We start from the raw sequence: 19,272 nt of genomic DNA on the forward strand, positions 1-19,272 counted from the left end.
CCTCGCATCTCCAACGGCGGGACGGTATTCCGCTTTTCGCCGCCGTGCTAGCCTCGGCCCATCACGAACAGGAGAGCGGCATGTCCAGGCGATTTCCCCTCATGGCGGTTTCCGCCGCCCTCGCCCTGTGCGGACCGGCATTGGCACAGGACGGGCCGAAGGGCATCGCCTTCGTGCAGGCGCCCGAACAGGGCGGCGGCGTGTGCACCGGCGCGACGCCGGAAGAAGGATTCGCCTGCGCGGTCAAGCAATGCATGGAGAACGGCGCCGCCGACGCGGACTGTGTCCGCACCAACTGGTGCCAGCCGGCCGGCTGGAGCGTCGACATCTTCGTGCAGCACCAGGAAGGCCCGCACTGGCACGAGGTGATCTGCGGCATGCCGTCGGAAGCGATCGCGAAGGCCGCCGCATCCCATTTGTGCGACATGAACGAACGCGACTACCTGATTGCCTGCACGGTAGTGCAGGTCTACGACCCGGAGGGAATTGTGACTATCACCCCCTAGAAAAGGCTTCCATCCGAATGTAATACTGGCAATGCTAGTAATTTCCCCTTGACGGAAAGACTGCCGGTGAAGGCCTATGTTGTCGAACCAGACGGAACCGCTAAAGATTTAGACGGCCGAACAATATTCTTCTCGTTTGAACGGTTCAAAAATGAGGTCTGTCAACGTGGGCATTGCTTTGTCTGCGGCGCCACTCTCAGCAATCGCTTCAATAGTGAGCACGTCTTCCCTAACTGGTTGCTAAGGCACTGTGGAATACACGATGAGACTTTAAATTTACCAAATGGCGCCGAGGCAAGGTACAGTACATATAAGATCTCCTGCTGCCAGGAATGCAATGGCCTGCTCGCCTATATATACGAGACACCGATAAGCAAAGTAGTTATGGGTGGCTATGATAGCTTATTAGAGTACTTAAGAAGCGGCGGTCATGAAAAGGTTTGCGGCTGGCTGTCCCTAATATTCTTGAAGGTTCACTTAAAAGATTTTCGGAATAGAATTTCGCCCGATCATCGCAAAGACAATGGAATGATCGGCGATCAATATGAGTTAAGCGAATTACATCACATACATGCCGTGGCCCGCGCTGCAACGGCTGGCGTTCAGATTGACAGGGATGTTTATGGAACTCTTGTCATCTTACAATTGGACGCCTCCAAAAAGGAGACCCCGTTTGATTATGCTGATAATTTAGCGGGCCGCACCCTCCTTATTCAGATTAAAGATATTGCTCTTATTTATGTTCTAGACGACTGCGGAGCTACGGGAGGAATGCTGAGTGAGAAGTTAAAAAAGTTGCCACACCCAATATCTGCAATCCAGTTGCGCGAAGTTTACGCGAGACACCTAACCGCTAATATTCACATCAAGAAAAGCCCTAAATTTCGGACAGAGTTTTTTGGACCTGATAAGAAACCTAGAATTACTGTGGATCTTCCAGTTCTGGAAATTTACGACTATGAGCCTAGCATCTTCGGACGAATGTTCGCCGGCGCTCTTGGCAATCTCGCGGAAGGAATAATTGTCGATGGCAGGTCCGGAAAAGAGGCCCTCGAAATCATAGCGACAGGCCGCGTCTCATTTCTATTTGACGAAGAGGGCGAGGTGAGAAATGCCAACATGGAAGAGGGAGACTAGTAGCCCCGACACTGCGATAAAGAATTCGAATGGGGGGCATATCGGAAGCGGCCTTTAGCGACCTCGGAAAAACCGCAAAGGTTTTATCCCTCAAATGGAAATTACTCCCCGCATAAGTGGCGTGTAGAAGGTAAACGGCCCGCGCCTACCAGATCACCTTTTCCATGATGACGGCGGGAATGCCGGAGCCCTTGACGCCGCAATCGGGCGTCGTACCGACCTGCTTGAAGCCATTGCGCTCGTAAAAGGCGACGGCGCGGTCATTGGCTTCCTCCACCTCGAGGCGGATCTTGCGGACATCGGGGAAGCAGGCCTCGACCTCGATCAGCAGCATCTTGCCGACGCCCGCGCCCTGCGCCGACGGGCGGACATAGAGCTGGTGCAGCATCGAGGTTTCGGAATCGATCTGGCTGACGAAGGCCATGCCGGAGATTTCGGCGCCGTCGTCGCAGACGATGAATTCCGAGCGCGGCTTGGACAGACGCTGCTTCAGCGCGGCCACAGAGTGCCAGGAGCCAGTCAGTTCGGCGACCTTCTCCTTGCCGTAGATCGCGTCGTAGGTGTCGTGCCATGTCTCGGACAACATGGCGCTGATGGTCTCCAAATCCTCCAGCGATGCCGTCCGTAACCACATGGCGCGGGTCCTCCTAGTCCTCGATGCCCAGTTTCGATCTCACGAGGCCCTGAACGGCCTGCGGATTGGCCTTGCCGCCTGTCGCCTTCATGACCTGGCCGACGAACCAGCCGGCAAGCGACGGCTTGGCCTTGGCCTGTTCGACCTTGTCGGGGTTGGCTGCGATGATCTTGTCGACTTCCGCCTCGATTGCGCCGGTGTCGGTGACCTGCTTCATGCCGCGGGCCTCGACCACATCGGCCGGATCCCCGCCCTCGTTCCAGACGATCTCGAACAGATCCTTGGCGATCTTGCCGGAGATCGTGCCTTGCTTGATGAGATCGATGATGCCGCCGAGTTGTGCCGGCGATACCGGTGTCTCCTCGACGCCGAGGCCAGCCTTGTTTAGCGCGCCGAGCAGATCGTTGATCACCCAGTTCGCCGCCGCCTTCGCGTCGCGCCCGTCGGCCACCTTTTCGAAATAGTCGGCGATCGCCTTCTCCGAGACCAGAATGGAGGCATCATAGGCAGAAAGCCCAAGAGAAACAAACCGCGCCTTCTTCTCGTCCGGCAGTTCCGGCAGATGCTCGGCGAGCGCGGCGACGAACGCGTCGTCGAATTCGAGCGGCAGCAGGTCGGGATCGGGGAAATAACGGTAATCGTGCGCCTCTTCCTTCGAGCGCATCGAGCGGGTCTCGCCCTTGACCGCGTCGAACAGCCGCGTCTCCTGATCAATCGAGCCGCCATCCTCCAGAATGCCAATCTGGCGGCGCGCCTCGTACTCGATCGCCTGGCCGATGAAGCGGATCGAGTTGACGTTCTTGATCTCGCAGCGCGTGCCGAACTCCCCACCGGGCTTGCGCACGGAGACATTGACGTCGGCGCGCATCGAGCCCTCGTCCATGTTGCCGTCGCAGGTGCCGAGATAGCGCACGATCGAGCGAAGCTTGGTCATATAGGCCTTGGCCTCGTCGGAGGAGCGCAGGTCAGGCTTGGAGACGATTTCCATCAGCGCCACGCCGGAGCGGTTCAGGTCGATATAGGACATGGTCGGATGCTGGTCGTGCATCGACTTGCCGGCGTCCTGCTCGAGGTGCAGGCGCTCGATGCCGATCTCGACATCCTCGAACTCGCCTTGTCTGTCCGGTCCGACCGAAATCATGATCTTGCCCTCGCCGACGATCGGATCCTTGAACTGCGAGATCTGGTAGCCCTGCGGCAGGTCCGGAAAGAAATAGTTCTTGCGTTCGAAGACGGAGCGGTTGTTGATCTGCGCCTTCAGGCCGAGGCCGGTGCGCACCGCCTGTTTGACGCATTCCTCGTTGATGACGGGCAACATGCCGGGCATGGCTGCGTCGACCAGCGAGACATTGGCATTCGGTTCCGAGCCGAACTCCGTCGAGGCGCCGGAAAACAGCTTCGAATTGGAAATCACCTGGGCATGGACTTCCATGCCGATGACGATTTCCCAGTCTCCGGTCGCGCCGGGAACAAAGCGTTTGGGATCGGGAGTGCGTGTATCGATGAGTGACATGAGGTGCTTGTTTTCTTCTCGGGACTCTTCATCCATTCGATAGTGCAACGCAATATTGCCCGCAAGTCGCGTTTTCCCGAATACGGGCGTTCACGCCGTGCGGGAATGCGCGCTAGTCGGTCTGGATGGAAATCCCCCCCTCTCCGACCTTGATGTTGATGCCGGAGGGTTTCTGTCGCTCCTGATAATATTGATAGCCCAGGACCGCGGCGGCGACCGCGAGTACGCCGATGACGATATAGAGAACATTGCGATTCATGACTGGTGGCCTCGTTCGGATCCTGATGCTGCGTACCGTGATACTCGATTTGCCATTGGTGGGAAACATTCGGATGGCCGTCAATGGCGGAGTTCGAGCGTGGCGCCGACCGGGACCATGTCGCGCCATCGCGCTTGATCTCGATCAATGTGGGAGGCCCGGAACGATTGAAAGATATCGGGCAGAATCCGGCTCAATCGAGGGGAGATACCGATGTTGTCCTTGCGCCATTTCTTCGAAGCGCCCGAACGCGGCAAGCTGTTCCACGTCATGGTGGAAAAGCTCGGTCTGGGCGACGCGATCGCGTCGCGGCCGCATGCCAAGGAGGTGATGAAAAGGGCACAGGCGCGTTGCGCCGAGTGCGGACGCGAGGACAGTTGCATGACATGGCTGGCGGAAAACGAAGAGCCGGCCGAGGCGCCCTATTTCTGCAAGAACCACGACATGTTCGAGCGTCTGAAGCACGATATCGAGGCCGAAAACGATTTTCAGGCGGCATAAAGCTTCGCGCTTCCGGCAAATCATCCTGCTGCCTCCCTGCATAGCCGGAAGCGAGGAAAGAGCCCCCGGACCCAGATCCGGGGGCTTTGCTTTTGTCCCAGCCGGCGCGCCTCGCGCTACTCCACCTTCACCTCGGTGCGCTCGGCGGCCGTGATGGTGGCTTGCGTTTCCTTCTTCTCGCCCTGGGCATTGTCGCCCATCGTCGCGACGACGAGATAGTCGCCCGGGTTCAGCGTGATCTGGTATTCCTCGCCATAGGCGCCGTCGAGCTGCTTGCGCTTGCCCTGCAGGTCAGTTTTGGCCTCGAACACGTCGATGCGGTAGGCACCGGGCGCAGACGCATAAAGCACGCCGGCATTGAGATTGACGACGACATCGGTCATCTCGCCGCGCGTCACCGTGACCGGCTGCTGGGCGATCGCCTTGTCGAGCCGGGCCTGCACGATGTAGTCGCCGGGCGGCAGCTTGAACTGGTTGCCGGGGCCGTAACCGCCGTCGAGCTGCTTGCGCTTGCCGTCGAGCGACTTCTTCGCCGACAGGACATCGACGCGCAGACCGCTCCCCTCGACCGCCGGCCCGCCCTCGGCATAGACGGCGTCGATCGCGACGATGCCGATGCCGACAACGATCTTGCGGTCGACGATTTCGCCGGGCGCGAGCGCGACGCTTTCCTCGGCGCTGGCCTTGCCGAGCCGCGCGGAGAGCCGGACATCGCCGGCCGGAACGACCATCGTGCCGCTGCCATATCCGCCATCCTTCTTGTCGCCCGATTCGATGTCGAAGCGTGCGGATTTGTCGACGTCGGCGCCATCGTCGGGAAGGACCGAAACCGAGACGACGCCGGCGCCGAGCGGAAGGTCGCGTTTGATCGCCTCGCCCTCCGTGACCTCGACGGCCGTTTCGACCGTGACCATGTCCTTGCGGTAGCGCAGAAGATAGCTGCCGGGCTGCAGCGTGGTCGTGAACGACGTGTCATAGCCGCCCTCGACAGACTTCTTCGCCGGCGCGCCGTTTTCCAACGGGAAGAAATCCCAGCGGCCGTTGAGATCATAATCAGGTCCGCCCTCGGCGAGAATCGCCTTGAACGTGACGTTGTCGTGCAGCGTCGCCCGCTTTTCGATCTTGCCGGAGATGCAGCACGCGTCCTTCACCTGTTCGGGCGCCGGCTTCTTCAGCCAGCAGCGAGCGTTATCTCCCTGGATCCCCGGCTTCACGAAGGTCCATGCAACGCATTCGTTGTCGCCCGCGCATTCGGACTGGCAGAGCGCGGGATCCGCCGTCGCGAGGTCCAGGCTGCGATAGTCGTTGCCGGGCCGGTCGATGCCGTCCTCCATGCCTTCGCCGATCTTGAAGCTCGGCTCGGGCGGTGCGGCGACCGTCTGGGTCAGCGCGTCGGTCAGTTCGGCGGCGTCTTTCGCCTGCAGGTAGCGGCCGCCGGTGTTCTCGGCGAGGCAGGCGACCTGTTTGCCCTCCTCCTCCGACAGGCCGAAACCGACGACATGGACGGTGAAATCGACGCCCGCTTTCTCGAGCTCGCTGGCGACGGCGCAGGGATCGGCCTCGCAGGTCTCGATCCCGTCGGTGATGAGAATGACCGTCGCCTTGTCCTCGGTGTATTTCAGTGCCTGCGCGGCCTTGCGGACCGCGTCCGACAACGGCGTCTTGCCCTTGGGATTGAGGCCGTTGACGGCCTTGGCGATTGCGTCCCGGGTGCCGGGCGCCGGTGCGACAATCTCCTCGATATCGGAACAGACGCCCTTTTCGCGATGGCCATAGGCGATCAGGCCGAGTTCCATGTCGTCGGGAATGGACGGCAGGACGCCGGCAAGCGTTTCTCGGGCGATCTCGATCTTGGTCTTGCCGTCTATCTGCCCCCACATCGAGCCGGACGCGTCCATGACGATGATGGCCCTGTCGGCGGCAACAGCCGAACCGGCGACGAGGATGGATAATACAGCCGCGGCTGCCAGCACTTTGCGGAACATGACGCCTCCTTCGATGCCTTGATGGCCGAATGTTAGCCTACTTTGCGGAATTGTCGTGCGACGTGTGCGCGAAAATGCACAGCGGCGGTTTTCCCGCGGCGGAGACGCGGCGTCCCGCGTTACCCTGCACCGCCGGACAGCGCCTGCCTCAAATCGGCCCATTCCTCGGCAATCGTGCCGGCACCACGCGCCCGGCCGGCACGGCGATACCAGTAGTCGGCGTTCCAGTCGTCGCCCTCGATGCGATGACAGAGCGCGTGCACCCAGTCGAAATCGGCAATGCCTTCGCGCGCCTGGCAAATTTCGTGCGCCCTTTTCCAGTGCGGGCCGGTTTCGAACCCGCCTGCCCTGAGATGGTCGAGCGCCTCGATCAGCAAATCCACGTCGGTGGCCATGGCATGTCTCCGGTTTCAGGCGAAGGTCGCCGTTTGCCCGAAAACAATCAAGCCGAACGCCGTTTTGCATCGCCGGTGCGCCGCTGCGGCGCTTTCGGAACATGTATTTCCATTCTCTTTAACGGTAACGGCAAAGCATGAATGATTCGCTCAAGGATTTATTCACTTGATTGGGGGATATTCCCGGGAGAATACGGGAGTTGTTGTGAGTTTCAAGGTCGTCGTTATCAGTGTGATGCTCGCATCAGGCGCGCTTGGTGGCGGGCTGGCCTATTTCAGCGCGAGCGGAACCGTGCCGTCGGTCAAGGTCGTGACATCCGACGCAAGCGACATGTTCCGCAGCACGATGCGCAAGTTCGACGGGCGCGTTTATGTGCGCGGCCCCGATTACGGCATCTGCATCGCCGATTACGGCCGCCACGCCCTCGGCAAGACCAATGCCGAAATCACCTTGTCCTGCGAATGTTTCGACAAGAATCTGCGCTTGCTCAGCGGGTCCGACCGCGAGGCGGCCATTGCAGCGCTCACCCCGTCGGAGATGTCGTCAAAACCCGCGTCCGGCGCTGCGGGAACGCAGGTGGCGGATCTGCACGGGACCAGCGTAACGGCGACACGTGTCTTGCGCAAATGCGGTATCGATCCCGCGCCGAACGGCTTTCTCAGCATGCGCGGGACGATGTAGCGACGCGCCGGAGACCATCATCATTCGGCCCCGGCTCCGCGCGTGCCTACCACCATTTCTCCGGCGTGAACCTGCCCGCCGCCTGTTCGATGACGTGACCGGCGCGGAACAGCGTTTCCTCGTCGAACGGCTTGCCGATCAGCTGCAGGCCGAGCGGCAGGCCCTGATGGTCGAGACCGGCGGGAACGGCGATGCCCGGCAGTCCGGCCATGTTCACCGTTACGGTGAAAATGTCGTTCAGATACATCTTGACCGGATCGGCATGCAGATCTTGATCGGCGATGCCGAAGGCAGCCGACGGGGTCGCCGGCGTCAGGATAGCGTCGACGCCGGCATCGAAGACGGTCTCGAAGTCGCGCTTGATAAGCGTGCGGACCTTCTGGGCGCGCAGGTAATAGGCGTCGTAGTAGCCGGCCGACAGCACATAGGTGCCGATCATGACACGGCGCTTGACCTCGTCGCCGAAACCGGCGGCGCGGGTCTTCTCGTACATGTCAATGATGTCCTTGCCGGGGACGCGCAGCCCGTAGCGCACGCCGTCGTAACGCGCCAGGTTGGACGAGGCCTCGGCCGGCGCGACGATGTAATAGGCCGGCAGGGCGTATTTCGTATGCGGCAGCGAGATGTCGACGATCTCGGCGCCGGCGTCCTTCAGCCAGGCGATGCCCTGCTGCCAGAGCTTCTCGATCTCTTCCGGCATGCCGTCCATGCGGTATTCGGCCGGGATGCCGATCTTCATGCCCTTGACGGACTGACCGACCGACGTCTCGTAATCGGGTACCGGGCGGTCAACGGAGGTCGTGTCCTTGTCGTCGACGGAGGCCATCGACTTCAGCAGGATCGCAGCATCGCGCACGTCACGCGCGATCGGGCCCGCCTGGTCGAGCGAGGAGGCGAAAGCGACCATGCCCCAGCGCGAGCAGCGTCCATAGGTCGGCTTGATGCCGACCGTGCCGGTGAAGGCGGCCGGCTGGCGGATCGAGCCGCCGGTATCCGACGCTGTGGCGCCGGCGCACAGATGCGCGGAGACGGCTGCGGCCGAACCGCCCGACGAGCCGCCGGGGACCAGATCCTTGTTACCGCCCTCGGCGCGCCACGGATTCTTGACCGGACCATAGAACGACGTCTCGTTGGACGAGCCCATGGCGAACTCGTCCATGTTCAATTTGCCGAGCATCACAGCGCCGTCGGCCCAGAGATTGGCTGTGACGGTCGATTCGTAACGCGGCTTGAAACCGTCGAGAACGTGGCTGCAGGCCTGCGTGTGCACGCCTTCCGTCGCGTAGAGATCCTTGATGCCGAGCGGAATGCCTTCCAGCGCCCCCGCCTCGCCCTTGGCGATCCGCTCGTCCGATGCCTTGGCCATGGCGCGCGCCTTGTCCGGCGTCACGGCGACATAGGCGTTCAGAGCGCCGTTGGCATCATCGATGGCAGCAATATAGGCGTCCGTCAGTTCGGTCGCGGTAATCTCCTTTTTCGAGAGCTTGCCGCGGGCTTCTGCAATGGTCAGGCGGGTGAGTTCGGTCATGCTGTCAGCTTTTTTTCATAGAAACGGGAAAAACCGGAATCCGGGTAATCGAGAAAGGCGCCGCATTGGGAGAAGCCGCCTCGCTCGTAGAGCCGCCACGCATCTTCGAAACCGGGCGCTTCCCCGGTCTCCAGCTTGAGGCTCGAAAGGCCGCTTTCGCGCGCCAGCGCCTCGATGCGGCCGAGAATTTGTGCGCCGATCCGTTGGCCACGCATCTCCGGCGGCGTGTACATACGCTTGACTTCGCCCAGGGACGCATCGTGCTTCTTGAGCGCGCCCATGCCGACCGCCCTGCCGTTGCCCTCCCGGGCGACAAAAAGGGTCACACCCGGTTCAGCCATCTGCTCCACCGTGAGCTGGAACTGGAATTCGCGCGGTGTTAGCGGAATCATATAGGCGTTCAGCGCCGCGACCAGCGCGCGCACATCTTCCTGCAGCGGCGTCTCTCGGGCGATGGTGATTGCCATACCGGCTCACTCCACCACCTTCGGGACGAGGAAGAAATTATCGACCGACTCGGGCGCGTTGGCGGTGATGTCGTCAGCCTTGCCGCCGTCGGTCACGACGTCGGCGCGCTTCTTCATCTCCATCGGCATGACGGAAGTCATCGGTTCGACGCCCGATACGTCAACTTCGTCCAGCTGCTCGACGAAACCGAGGATCGTGTTGAGTTCGCCTTCCATTTTCGCCGCTTCCTCGTCGGTGACGGCGATGCGGGCGAGTTTGGCGACGCGCTTGACGGTGGCAAGGTCAACGGACATGGAATTCTCCGGGAGGAATGTCGGTTTTGCCCGCTATAGCGGGCGGAATTGCGCGGCGCAACACGCCGCGCAAGCCGTTATGGCGCAAACGCCTTGCCGACCTCCGGCACGATCACCTTTCCGGCGTCCCCTTCCATCGCCGCAATGAAGGTGTCGGCGTTCGGGTCGAGCATCGGGAATGTCGCGTAGTGGCAAGGAATGACCTTCGAAAGCTCGAAGTAGCGCCGGCAGGCGATCGCGCCGACAGCGCCGCCCATCGTGAAGCGATCGCCGATCGGCACGATGCCGATATCAGGCTGGTGCAGTTCCTGAATCAGCGCCATGTCGGAGAACATCCCGGTGTCGCCCATGTGGTAGATCGTCGGCGCGTCGGGGAAATGCAGGACGAGCCCGCCCGGATTGCCGAGATAGACATTGTCGCCGCCACCGGTCTGGCTCGACGAGGAATGCTCCGCACGCACGAATGTCGTGGTGAAACCGCCGCAATCGACCGTGCCGCCGACATTGCCGGGATTGATCTTTGTCTGATCGACTCCCTGGCCGACGAGATACATGCAGATTTCGAAATTGGCGACCAGCATGGCGCCGGTCTTCTTCAGAATGGGCACCGAATCGCCCAGATGGTCGTCGTGGCCATGGGTGAGAAGAACATGGGTGACACCATCCGACACCTCTTCCCAGCCCCTGCCCCAGGACGGATTTTCCGACAGGTAGGGATCGATCAGGATCTGCGCGTCGCCGGTTTCGACGCGGAAAGCGGAATGGCCGTACCATGTGAGTTTCATCGCGTTGCCTCCTCGTAATGGCTTTGGATTCGCTATAGAAACCCAACATAAGGGCATATTACGGACACACACCACCGGTCATGGCAGAAATCTCGATAGAGGACATTTCGTCCGTCCTGGACAAAGGCCAGGTGATCGCCGGGCTGGACCTCGGAACCAAGACGATCGGCGTCGCCGTCAGCGACCGCGGCCTGTCGCTGGCGACGCCGCGCCCGGTCATCCGGCGCACCAAGTTCACCTCCGACGCGGACACGCTGCTTGCGTTGCTCGCCAAGGAGAATGCCGGTGCGATCATCCTCGGACTGCCGCTCAACATGGACGGCACGGAAGGACCACGGGCGCAGGCGACGCGCGCTTTCGCGCGCAATCTGTCGAACAAGACCGAGTTGCCGATCGCGTTCTGGGACGAACGCCTGTCGACGGTCGCCGCCGAACGATCGCTGATCGAGCAGGACGTATCGCGCGCCAAGCGCGCCGACCGCATCGATTCAGCGGCGGCGGCCTTTATCCTTCAGGGTGCGTTGGACCGGATTTATTCCGCCGGAACCTGAACGGCCTCAGCCGTGTCGAGGTTCTCGGAGATCGCCTCGCCGGCTCCGCGGCGCGCCGCCCACCATTGGCGGATCTGGCCGCGCTTGCGATAGGCGATGATGCCGAAGATCAGAAAGGTGTCGAAGATGCAGGCTTTCAGGAACAGGACCGGGATAGTGGACGGTTCAACGCCGAGGATCGAGCCATAGATCTGGAAGACAAGGTCATGCAGTTCGCGGCGCAGGAACAGGAAGCCGAAATTGATGTCGTAATAGGACAGGCCGAACCAGCTCCAGAACAGAACCAGCGGCGTCAACCAGAACCAGAAGAGAAAGCGCATCGATCTATTCCCCGTCCCGGCCGGATTGCGTCATCGCGGCAAGCCTTGCGCTCGATGTCGCAAGGTGTTTCGCGAAACGCGCGGCAAAGCCATCCTCCTCGGTTTCAGGCGCCGGTGCCGGCAGCAGGACCTCCCAGGCGAATTCGACGCCGCCCGCCGCAAACATCGACAGAAGTGTCGCCACCTGGATGGCGAAAAGCATTCCCGCTGCCTCGCCGGCGCCGCTCAGCGCGGCGGCGATCAGCCACACCGACGCCACCGCGAGAACCAGGCCGAACCCGGCGGCAACCGACATCACCCGTTCGCGATGTTCGTCGTCAGACGAGGTCACCGCGATCATCAGCGCCCACAGCGTGACGGAAAGCGTCGCCACCACGACGCCGGTCAGAATCGCGCGGGCCGTCTCGAAGGTCACCGGGAAAACCGGAAATTCCATCAGCATGCGCTGCAATTCCTGCAGCAGGCCGATACCGCCATGGCCGAGGCCGCCGACGGTCACGCTCGCGAGGAACGCAATCCAGGAAAACAGGATACTGCCGAGAAGAAACCGTCGCATACCATCACCATTGCAGTTGGCCCGACTATCGGCCGCATGGTTTTTGGCCGCAACGTATACCCTTTGTTAAGGTTAATGCCTGTGGACAGACCTTGCCGCACCCCGCCGCAGTGGTGCATGAACGGCTTTTCCCGCCACGACAGGCCCTCCCGCGCATGTTCGCCATCTTCGCCGCCATCCTGCCGATCTTCCTTCTGATCCTGTTCGGCCAGGCGCTCCGCCGGCTTCCCCTGTTCCCGGTGGAATTCTGGCGCGGGCTCGACGTCATGGGTTTCTACGTCCTTTATCCGGCGCTCCTATTCGTGACGATCGTGCAGGCGGATTTCTCGGCGCTGACCTTCGATGTGATCGTCGTGGCACTGGGCATCGCCGGCACGGCGATCGCGGTCGCGACGCTCGCCGTCTGGCCATTGCTGCGTGACCGGTTGTCACTGACCGGTCCGGCCTTTTCGTCGGTGTTCCAGACGACGGTGCGCTGGAACGGCTTCCTCGCCTTCGCGGTCGCCGAAAAGCTGTTTCCGCCGGAGGGCGCGGCCATGGTCGCGCTGGTGATGGCGATCGTCATCATCCCGATCAATGTCGAATCGGTCGCCGCGGTTGCCTGGTTCACCGAGAAGGCGCCGAATATCGGCGGCGTGGCGCGCAAGATCGCGGTCAATCCGCTGGTTCTGGCGGCGGCGGCCGCGCTGATCATGCGGTCCCTGCCCTTTTCCCTTCCCGGGCCGGTCATGGAGATGCTGCATCTCGTCGCGCGCGCCGCGCTCGGCATGGGCCTGATGGCGATCGGCGCCGGCCTGCGCCCGCAGGATGCATTGCGTCCGAACATGGCCGTCCTGCTGGCGGTCGCAAACAAGCTCGCGGTCTTTCCCGCCATGGTGATCACGATCGCGCTGGCGATGGGCCTCGATGGCCAGCAACTGTCCTATCTGGCGCTTTGCGCGGCCGTTCCGACGGCGATGAACGGCTATGTCCTGGCGCGCCAGATGGGCGGAGACGCCGAACTTTACGCCGCCATCGCGACAATCCAGACGGCCTTCTCGTTCCTGTCGATCCCGCTGGTGCTCGGCGTCGTCACTCAGCTTTCGGGCGGATAGAGCGCGTCGAGCAGATTGGCCGCGTCGAAGCGGCTGTCCAGCATGCCGTAGCTCGAACGCCAGGCGCCGCCGAGCCGGGTTTCGGCGAAGGCGTCGGCAAGCCGACCAGCGCCCATTCGGTAAAGTTCCGCCGCGGCCGCGGCCAACGCGAGCTGCTCGACGACGATGCGCGTCGCGCCCTCATCGGTGCGGGCGAGATCGAAGGCGGCATTGAGAACATCGAGCGTGCGCGAGGCGCGGGGGCCAAGATGGCGCGCGATATTGTCGAGGACCGCGTCGTAGAGTTCCGGGGCCCGGCGGAAGACCCGCAACAGGTCCAGCGCCATCACGTTGCCGGAGCCCTCCCATATCGAATTGACGGGTGCCTCGCGATAGTGGCGCGCCAGCGCGAAATCCTCGGTGTAGCCGTTGCCGCCGAGGCATTCCATCGCCTCGCCGATCATTGGCGGCGCCACCTTGCACACCCAGTATTTGACGACCGGCGTCATGGCGCGCGCATAGGCGGACTCCTGCTCGTCGTTCTGGGCGTGATCGAAGGAATGGGCGAGACGCATGACCAGCGCGGTCGCCGCCGCGGTATCGACGGCCATGTCGGCGAGCACGCGGACCATCAGCGGCTTTTCGGCCAGAACCGAGCCGCCGACCATGCGGTGGCGGGCATGGTGGACGGCCTCGGACATCGCCGCGCGCATCAGGCCGGCGGAGGCGACGGCGCAGTCGAGACGGGTCAGCGTTACCATCTCCAGGATGGTGCGCACGCCGTCGCCTTCCTCGCCGATCGCCTGGGCAATCGAGCCGTGGAACTCCGCCTCGGAGGACGCGTTGGAGCGGTTGCCGAGCTTGTCCTTCAGCCGCATGAATTGCATGCCGTTCGGCTCGCCGCCGGACAGGAGCCGCGGTACGAGAAAACAGGTCAGCCCGCCGGGCGCCTGGGCCAGCACCAGAAATGCGTCGCTCATCGGCGCGGACATGAACCATTTGTGGCCGGTCAGCCGGTAGAATCCCTTACCCTCGGGTTTCGCGCCGGTCGTGTTGGCCTGGACGTCGGTTCCGCCCTGTTTTTCGGTCATGCCCATGCCGATGGTCAGGCCGGCTTTCTCGACGGGCGCGCGCTGCGAGGAATCGTATTTCCGCGAGGCGATTCGCGGCGCCCATTCGCGCGCGAGGTCGGGCGCACCGGTCAGCGCGGCGACGGACGCGTTGGTCATGGTCATCGGGCAGAGATGGCCGGTCTCCAGGCCCGCGACCATGTAAAAGGAGATCGCGCGCCGGACGTGGCCTGGAACCGCGCCCTTATCCCGCGCTTCCCAGATCGAACCGGACAGGCCCCAGCCCGCCGAGCGGCGCATCAGGGCGTGATAAGCGGGATGGAACTCGACCCTGTCGATGCGGCGTCCCTGCCGGTCATGGGTTTTGAGGCGCGGGATCTCGACATTGGCAAGCCGGGCAAGATCGACCGCTTCGGCCGAGCGCACATAGGCGCCGATCTGCTGCCATTCCCGCAACTGGGCGTCGGATGCGCCGGACGCCGCCTGCAGCAGCAGCGGATCGTCCTGGAACGCGTTGCCGGACAGCGGCGGGGTCTGGTTGGTCACGTCGTGGGTGGCGGTCACTGGAACTCGGGCCTTCGCTGATTCTCGGATCGGAACGGGACACTACCAGATATCACCCGGCTCCGGTCCACGCACCATCGTATCGAATAAGTTGGCGAAAACGGCACGAAGGGACAAGCGCGCGCTTGCCGCGTCCGTCAATTGCGCCTAGACGCTGGTTTCGAGATGAGCGCCCAGACCGACTTCCCGATCTTCCCGCACCGCCACCTGCTTGGCATGGCCGGGCTTTCCTATCCCGATATCGAAACGCTGCTGGATCGCGCCGACACCGATGTCGACGTGTCGCGGCAGCGCGAAAAGAAAAAGTCGGTCCTGCGCGGGCGCACCCAGATCAACCTGTTCTTCGAGGCCTCGACGCGAACCCAGGCTTCCTTCGAACTGGCGGGAAAGCGGCTCGGCGCGGACGTCATGAACATGTCGGTCGCCTCGTCCTCGGTCAAAAAGGGCGAGACGCTGATCGACACGGCGATGACGCTCAACGCGATGCGCCCGGACATCCTGATCATCCGCCACTCGGCGGCCGGCGCGGCGGCGCTGTTGTCGCGCAAGGTCGGCTGTTCGGTGATCAATGCCGGCGACGGCGCGCATGAGCACCCGACGCAGGCTCTGCTCGACGCGCTGACCATCCGCCGCGCCAAGGGCCGGCTCGACGGGCTCACCGTCGCGATCTGCGGCGACATCCTGCATTCGCGCGTCGCGCGCTCCAACATCATCCTGCTCAACACGATGGGCGCGCGGGTGCGCGTTGTCGGCCCGTCGACGCTGATGCCGGCGGCAATCGCCCAGATGGGCGTCGAAGTCTTCACCTCGATGAAGGAGGGGCTGAAGGACGCGGACGTCGTGATGATGCTGCGGCTGCAGCGCGAACGCATGACGCAGGCGCTGGTGCCGTCGGTGCGCGAATATTTCCGCCACTACGGGCTCGACGCGGCCAAGCTGGCGCTCGCCAGACCGGACGCGCTGGTGATGCATCCCGGTCCGATGAACCGCGGCGTCGAGATCGCCTCGGAGATCGCCGACGGCCCGCAAAGCGTGATCGAGGAGCAGGTCGAGATGGGTGTCGCGATGCGCATGGCGATCATCGAGGCACTGCTCGATCCGCGCAAGAACGAAAGCAGGGCCGCCTGATGATGACCCCGCATCAGGGCACCGCCGTCTACCAGAACGCCCGCATCGTCGATCCCACGCATGGCCATGACGGCGTCGGCACGCTGATCGTGATCGACGGGAAAATCGCCGCGGCAGGCGCCGATGCGCTCAACCAGGGTGTGCCGGACGGCGCCGAGGTGCATGACTGCACCGGGCTCGTCATCGTTCCGGGCCTTGTCGACATGCGCGTCTTCATCGGCGAACCGGGTGGCGAACACCGCGAGACCATCGCGTCCGCAAGCGCCGCGGCTGCTGCCGGCGGAGTCACCTCGCTGGTGATGATGCCGGACACCGATCCGGTGATCGACGACGTGGCGCTGGTCGAGTTCGTATTGCGCACGGCGCGCGAAACGGCGATCACCCGCGTTTTTCCGGCCGCCGCGATCACCAAGGGGCTCAGGGGCGCCGAGATGACCGAAATCGGCATCCTGCTCGATGCCGGCGCTGTCTGTTTCACCGACGGACACCAGACCATCGCCAATGCGGCGGTGATGCGCAACGCGATGCGCTATGCCAAGGATTTCGGCGCGATGATCGCGCACGAAACCCAGGACGCGGATCTTTCGGCCGGCGGCGTGATGAATGAAGGGCTGTTTGCGAGCTGGCTCGGCTTTCCGGGCATTCCGCGCGAAGCCGAGGTGCTGCCGCTCGAACGCGACCTGCGGCTCGCCGCGCTGACCGGCGCCAACTACCACGCGGCGAAGATATCGACCGCGATGTCCGCCGATGCGATCCGCGCGGCCAAGGACAAGGGGCTCGCCGTCTCGGCAGGCGTGTCGATCAACCACCTGTCGCTGAACGAAAACGATGTCGGCGAATACCGCACCTTCTTCAAGCTTTCGCCGCCGCTGCGCCACGAGGACGACCGCCAGGCGATGATCGAGGCGCTGCGCGACGGCACGATCGATGTGGTCGTCTCGTCGCACGACCCGCAGGATGTCGACACCAAGCGCCTGCCGTTTTCGGAATCCGCCGATGGCGCGGTCGGTGTCGAGACGCTGCTCGCCGCCGGTCTTCGCCTCGTCCACAATGGCGACGTGACGCTCTCGCGCCTGATCGAAACCATGTCCACGACGCCCGCAAGGCTGCTCGGCATCGAGGCCGGCACGCTTCAACCAGGCGCTTGCGCCGATTTCACGCTGCTCGACATCGACATGCCCTGGGTGCTCGATGCCAACACGCTGCATTCGCGGTCGAAGAACACCGCCTTCGAGGACGCGCGCTTCACCGGCCGGGTGATGCAGACGGTGGTTGCAGGCAACCGCGTTTACAGCGCATAAAGCGCAACACACGGTCCAACGTCTGACAGCCGGGGCATCATGGATTTCGCCGATACACCGCCATTCGCGCTCATTCTGTCGCTCATCATCGGATACCTGTCGGGATCGGTACCGTTCGGCCTGCTGCTGACGCAAATGGCCGGGCTCGGCGACATCCGCTCCATCGGGTCCGGCAATATCGGCGCAACCAACGTGCTCAGAACCGGCAACAAGAAACTCGCCGCGCTGACCCTGCTGCTAGACGCCCTGAAGGGCATGGTTCCGGTGCTGATGGCCGACCATTTCCTCGGCATTGACGCCGCGGTCCTCGCCGGTCTCGGCGCCTTTCTCGGCCATCTCTATCCGGTCTGGCTGAAGTTCAGGGGCGGCAAGGGCGTGGCGACTTTCGCCGGCATTTCGCTGGGCTTTTCCTGGCATGCGCTGGTGCCGTTTGCCGTCACCTGGATCGCGATGGCCGCCATATTCCGCTATTCGTCGCTGGCGGCGCTGACGGCAAGCGTGGTGACGACAGTCGCCCTCTTCTCTGTCGGCCTCACCGAGATCGGCATGCTCTATATCGTCCTCACCGCGCTCGTCTTCTGGAAGCACCGGCAAAACATTGCCCGCCTGCTCGCCGGCACGGAGAGCAAGATCGGCCAGAAAGCCTGACAGGTGGCGGAGGCGAACGGTAAAGGCGGCAAGCCGGTCCAGTTCGTTCTTTCCGACCGGCAACGCCTCGCGTGGCTGCGTCTCTACCGGTCCGACAATGTCGGGCCAGCGACATTCCGCGATCTGATCAACCATTGCGGCTCGGCCGAAACGGCGCTGGAAATGCTGCCCGACCTCGCCGCGCGCGGCGGCCATCTCAGGAAGATACGCATCGCCAGCGCGGGTGATGCCGAGCGCGAACTGGAGGCCGTCGACCGGTACGGCGCGCGCATCGTCGGCCTGGGCGAGCCGGATTATCCGCCAATGCTGCGCGTCACCGATCTCGCGCCGCCGCTGGTGACGATCAAAGGCAATGCGGATGTGTTCAAGCGTAACTGCGCGGCAATTGTCGGCGCGCGCAACGCCTCGATGACCGGGATCAAGCTGGCGCAGCGCCTGGCGCGCGATCTCGGGACGGCTGGCTACTCGGTGGTCTCCGGTCTTGCCCGCGGGATCGACCGCGCCGCGCACGAAGCATCGCTTGCGACCGGAACGGTGGCGGTGCTCGCGGGCGGTATCGACAAGCCCTGGCCGCCCGAAAACGTTCAACTGCTGGAACAGATCGAAAATGGCGGCATCGGCGCGTCAATCACCGAGAAGCCTTTCGGCCTGGAGGCGCGGGCGCGCGACTTCCCGCGCCGCAACCGCATCATCGCGGCCCTGTCGCTCGGCCTCGTCGTCGTGGAAGCGGCGATGCGGTCCGGTTCGCTGATATCGGCGAGGCTTGCCAACGAACTCGGCAGACTGGTCTTTGCCGTTCCCGGCTCGCCGCTCGACCCGCGCGCGGAAGGCACCAACATGCTGCTGAAGACCGGCGCGATCGTGACGACGTCAGCGGAAGACGTGATCGAGGCGCTGTCACCGCTCGACGAGCGCGCATCGGCCGGACCGAAAGGCCAGATGCCGCTGTTCGAACCCGACGAGACGATGGCGCTTCCGCCCGACGACGATCAGCGCGCGCAGATCCTGTCGCTGCTCGGGCCGGCGCCGGTCGATATCGACGACATCATCGGCCATACGGGGATGACGCCCGCCCAGGTTTTCCTCGCCATCCTGGAACTCGATCTCGCCAAGCGGATCGAGCGCCATTCAGGCAACCGCGTCTCGCTTGTTTCGGCCACGCCCTGAGGCGCCGTCCCGCTCCATGACGTCGCGGGCCTCGATATAGGCCATCTCGAGCAGATAGCTCAGCATGCCGCACTCTTCGCAGCCAGCCATCTGGCGCAACTCTGCAAGCATGGCGCTGACATATTCCAGCCGATCACGATCGGTCTGACGGATTTCGACCACCCAAATCCCCTGTGCGGTTTCGGCTCAGTCCGGTGCCGGACAAGGC

23 protein-coding genes are annotated in these 19,272 nt (G+C 63.0%); 10 read left to right on the plus strand and 13 right to left on the minus strand.

The window, feature by feature from the left end; genetic code table 11:
* Nucleotides 1–80 precede the first annotated feature (80 nt).
* Nucleotides 81–506, plus strand: a complete 426-nt coding sequence (locus IG169_RS22035) for a hypothetical protein (RefSeq protein WP_210326138.1) — start codon at nucleotides 81–83, stop codon at nucleotides 504–506.
* 66 nt (nucleotides 507–572) lie between these two features.
* Nucleotides 573–1,643, plus strand: a complete 1,071-nt coding sequence (locus IG169_RS22040; RefSeq protein ID WP_193178405.1) for a hypothetical protein — start codon at nucleotides 573–575, stop codon at nucleotides 1,641–1,643.
* 145 nt (nucleotides 1,644–1,788) lie between these two features.
* Here IG169_RS22040 and IG169_RS22045 read toward each other — a convergent pair whose 3' ends face one another.
* From IG169_RS22045 to IG169_RS22055, 3 genes are all read right to left on the minus strand, one after another.
* Nucleotides 1,789–2,277, minus strand: coding sequence for a GNAT family N-acetyltransferase (locus tag IG169_RS22045; protein ID WP_193178406.1), 489 nt, complete (start codon nucleotides 2,275–2,277; stop codon nucleotides 1,789–1,791).
* Between the two features lie 13 nt (nucleotides 2,278–2,290).
* The gene (gene gatB / locus IG169_RS22050) at nucleotides 2,291–3,790 is read right to left on the minus strand and encodes an Asp-tRNA(Asn)/Glu-tRNA(Gln) amidotransferase subunit GatB (protein ID WP_193178407.1); all 1,500 of its coding nucleotides are present in this window, start codon (nucleotides 3,788–3,790) and stop codon (nucleotides 2,291–2,293) included.
* Between the two features lie 112 nt (nucleotides 3,791–3,902).
* Complete coding sequence (locus IG169_RS22055) at nucleotides 3,903–4,049, minus strand: hypothetical protein (protein WP_193178408.1); 147 nt, start codon at nucleotides 4,047–4,049, stop codon at nucleotides 3,903–3,905.
* A 213-nt stretch (nucleotides 4,050–4,262) separates the two neighbouring features.
* Here IG169_RS22055 and IG169_RS22060 point away from each other — a divergent pair, with 213 nt between their 5' ends.
* Entirely contained in the window at nucleotides 4,263–4,550 is a 288-nt protein-coding gene (locus IG169_RS22060) for a DUF6455 family protein (RefSeq protein ID WP_193178409.1), read from the plus strand.
* A gap of 116 nt (nucleotides 4,551–4,666) precedes the next feature.
* Here IG169_RS22060 and IG169_RS22065 read toward each other — a convergent pair whose 3' ends face one another.
* The gene (locus IG169_RS22065) at nucleotides 4,667–6,535 is read right to left on the minus strand and encodes a PAN domain-containing protein (RefSeq protein WP_193178410.1); all 1,869 of its coding nucleotides are present in this window, start codon (nucleotides 6,533–6,535) and stop codon (nucleotides 4,667–4,669) included.
* A gap of 119 nt (nucleotides 6,536–6,654) precedes the next feature.
* On the minus strand, nucleotides 6,655–6,930 hold the full coding sequence (locus IG169_RS22070; protein WP_193178411.1) for a hypothetical protein: 276 nt from the start codon (nucleotides 6,928–6,930) through the stop codon (nucleotides 6,655–6,657).
* 205 nt (nucleotides 6,931–7,135) lie between these two features.
* On the opposite strand from IG169_RS22070, the gene IG169_RS22075 reads away from it, so the two are divergent.
* A complete protein-coding gene (locus IG169_RS22075; protein WP_193178412.1) occupies nucleotides 7,136–7,612 on the plus strand; it encodes a hypothetical protein in 477 nt (158 codons plus the stop codon).
* Between the two features lie 46 nt (nucleotides 7,613–7,658).
* Here IG169_RS22075 and gatA read toward each other — a convergent pair whose 3' ends face one another.
* The 4 genes from gatA to IG169_RS22095 all read right to left on the minus strand — a co-directional run bounded on the left by gatA (nucleotide 7,659) and on the right by IG169_RS22095 (nucleotide 10,686).
* On the minus strand, nucleotides 7,659–9,140 hold the full coding sequence (gene gatA / locus IG169_RS22080; protein WP_193178413.1) for an Asp-tRNA(Asn)/Glu-tRNA(Gln) amidotransferase subunit GatA: 1,482 nt from the start codon (nucleotides 9,138–9,140) through the stop codon (nucleotides 7,659–7,661).
* Nucleotides 9,137–9,607, minus strand: coding sequence for a GNAT family N-acetyltransferase (locus IG169_RS22085; protein WP_193178414.1), 471 nt, complete (start codon nucleotides 9,605–9,607; stop codon nucleotides 9,137–9,139). Before IG169_RS22085 ends, gatA begins: the two co-directional genes overlap by 4 nt.
* 6 nt (nucleotides 9,608–9,613) lie before the next feature.
* Nucleotides 9,614–9,901 carry an Asp-tRNA(Asn)/Glu-tRNA(Gln) amidotransferase subunit GatC gene (gene gatC, locus IG169_RS22090; RefSeq protein ID WP_193178415.1) on the minus strand — a complete coding sequence of 96 codons (288 nt, stop codon included), beginning with the start codon at nucleotides 9,899–9,901 and terminating at the stop codon, nucleotides 9,614–9,616.
* 77 nt (nucleotides 9,902–9,978) lie between these two features.
* On the minus strand, nucleotides 9,979–10,686 hold the full coding sequence (locus tag IG169_RS22095; protein ID WP_193178416.1) for a metal-dependent hydrolase: 708 nt from the start codon (nucleotides 10,684–10,686) through the stop codon (nucleotides 9,979–9,981).
* An 80-nt stretch (nucleotides 10,687–10,766) separates the two neighbouring features.
* On the opposite strand from IG169_RS22095, the gene ruvX reads away from it, so the two are divergent.
* Nucleotides 10,767–11,237: a Holliday junction resolvase RuvX gene (ruvX, locus tag IG169_RS22100; protein WP_193178417.1), complete on the plus strand. Its 471-nt coding sequence runs from the start codon at nucleotides 10,767–10,769 to the stop codon at nucleotides 11,235–11,237.
* Here ruvX and IG169_RS22105 read toward each other — a convergent pair.
* Both IG169_RS22105 and IG169_RS22110 read right to left on the minus strand, forming a co-directional pair.
* A complete protein-coding gene (locus IG169_RS22105) occupies nucleotides 11,219–11,557 on the minus strand; it encodes a DUF6105 family protein (protein ID WP_193178418.1) in 339 nt (112 codons plus the stop codon). The two genes, ruvX and IG169_RS22105, sit on opposite strands and share 19 nt — an antisense overlap.
* A 4-nt stretch (nucleotides 11,558–11,561) precedes the next feature.
* A complete protein-coding gene (locus tag IG169_RS22110; protein ID WP_193178419.1) occupies nucleotides 11,562–12,113 on the minus strand; it encodes a hypothetical protein in 552 nt (183 codons plus the stop codon).
* Nucleotides 12,114–12,268: 155 nt separating this feature from the next.
* Between IG169_RS22110 and IG169_RS22115 the strand changes: the two genes are divergently transcribed.
* Nucleotides 12,269–13,207 carry an AEC family transporter gene (locus IG169_RS22115; protein WP_193178420.1) on the plus strand — a complete coding sequence of 313 codons (939 nt, stop codon included), beginning with the start codon at nucleotides 12,269–12,271 and terminating at the stop codon, nucleotides 13,205–13,207.
* Here the strand turns inward: IG169_RS22115 and IG169_RS22120 are convergent.
* Entirely contained in the window at nucleotides 13,189–14,820 is a 1,632-nt protein-coding gene (locus IG169_RS22120) for an acyl-CoA dehydrogenase family protein (RefSeq protein WP_193178421.1), read from the minus strand. The two genes, IG169_RS22115 and IG169_RS22120, sit on opposite strands and share 19 nt — an antisense overlap.
* Before the next feature lie 165 nt (nucleotides 14,821–14,985).
* On the opposite strand from IG169_RS22120, the gene IG169_RS22125 reads away from it, so the two are divergent.
* Genes IG169_RS22125 through dprA form a run of 4 tightly spaced genes read left to right on the plus strand, consistent with a single transcriptional unit; the run spans nucleotide 14,986 to nucleotide 19,064 of the window.
* A complete protein-coding gene (locus IG169_RS22125; RefSeq protein ID WP_193178422.1) occupies nucleotides 14,986–15,948 on the plus strand; it encodes an aspartate carbamoyltransferase catalytic subunit in 963 nt (320 codons plus the stop codon).
* Nucleotides 15,948–17,249, plus strand: a complete 1,302-nt coding sequence (locus IG169_RS22130; RefSeq protein ID WP_246717505.1) for a dihydroorotase — start codon at nucleotides 15,948–15,950, stop codon at nucleotides 17,247–17,249. Before IG169_RS22125 ends, IG169_RS22130 begins: the two co-directional genes overlap by 1 nt.
* A 39-nt stretch (nucleotides 17,250–17,288) precedes the next feature.
* Nucleotides 17,289–17,897 carry a glycerol-3-phosphate 1-O-acyltransferase PlsY gene (gene plsY, locus IG169_RS22135; protein WP_193178423.1) on the plus strand — a complete coding sequence of 203 codons (609 nt, stop codon included), beginning with the start codon at nucleotides 17,289–17,291 and terminating at the stop codon, nucleotides 17,895–17,897.
* A 3-nt stretch (nucleotides 17,898–17,900) separates the two neighbouring features.
* Nucleotides 17,901–19,064 (plus strand): DNA-processing protein DprA, encoded by a 1,164-nt coding sequence (dprA, locus tag IG169_RS22140; RefSeq protein ID WP_193178424.1) that lies wholly within the window; start codon nucleotides 17,901–17,903, stop codon nucleotides 19,062–19,064.
* On the opposite strand, the gene IG169_RS22145 is transcribed toward dprA, so the two are convergent.
* Nucleotides 19,026–19,226 carry a hypothetical protein gene (locus IG169_RS22145; protein ID WP_210326156.1) on the minus strand — a complete coding sequence of 67 codons (201 nt, stop codon included), beginning with the start codon at nucleotides 19,224–19,226 and terminating at the stop codon, nucleotides 19,026–19,028. The genes dprA and IG169_RS22145 overlap by 39 nt on opposite strands.
* Between the last annotated feature and the right edge of the window lie 46 nt (nucleotides 19,227–19,272).

It is taken from the genome of Oricola nitratireducens (assembly GCF_014904745.1).
GTDB lineage: Bacteria > Pseudomonadota > Alphaproteobacteria > Rhizobiales > Rhizobiaceae > Oricola > Oricola nitratireducens.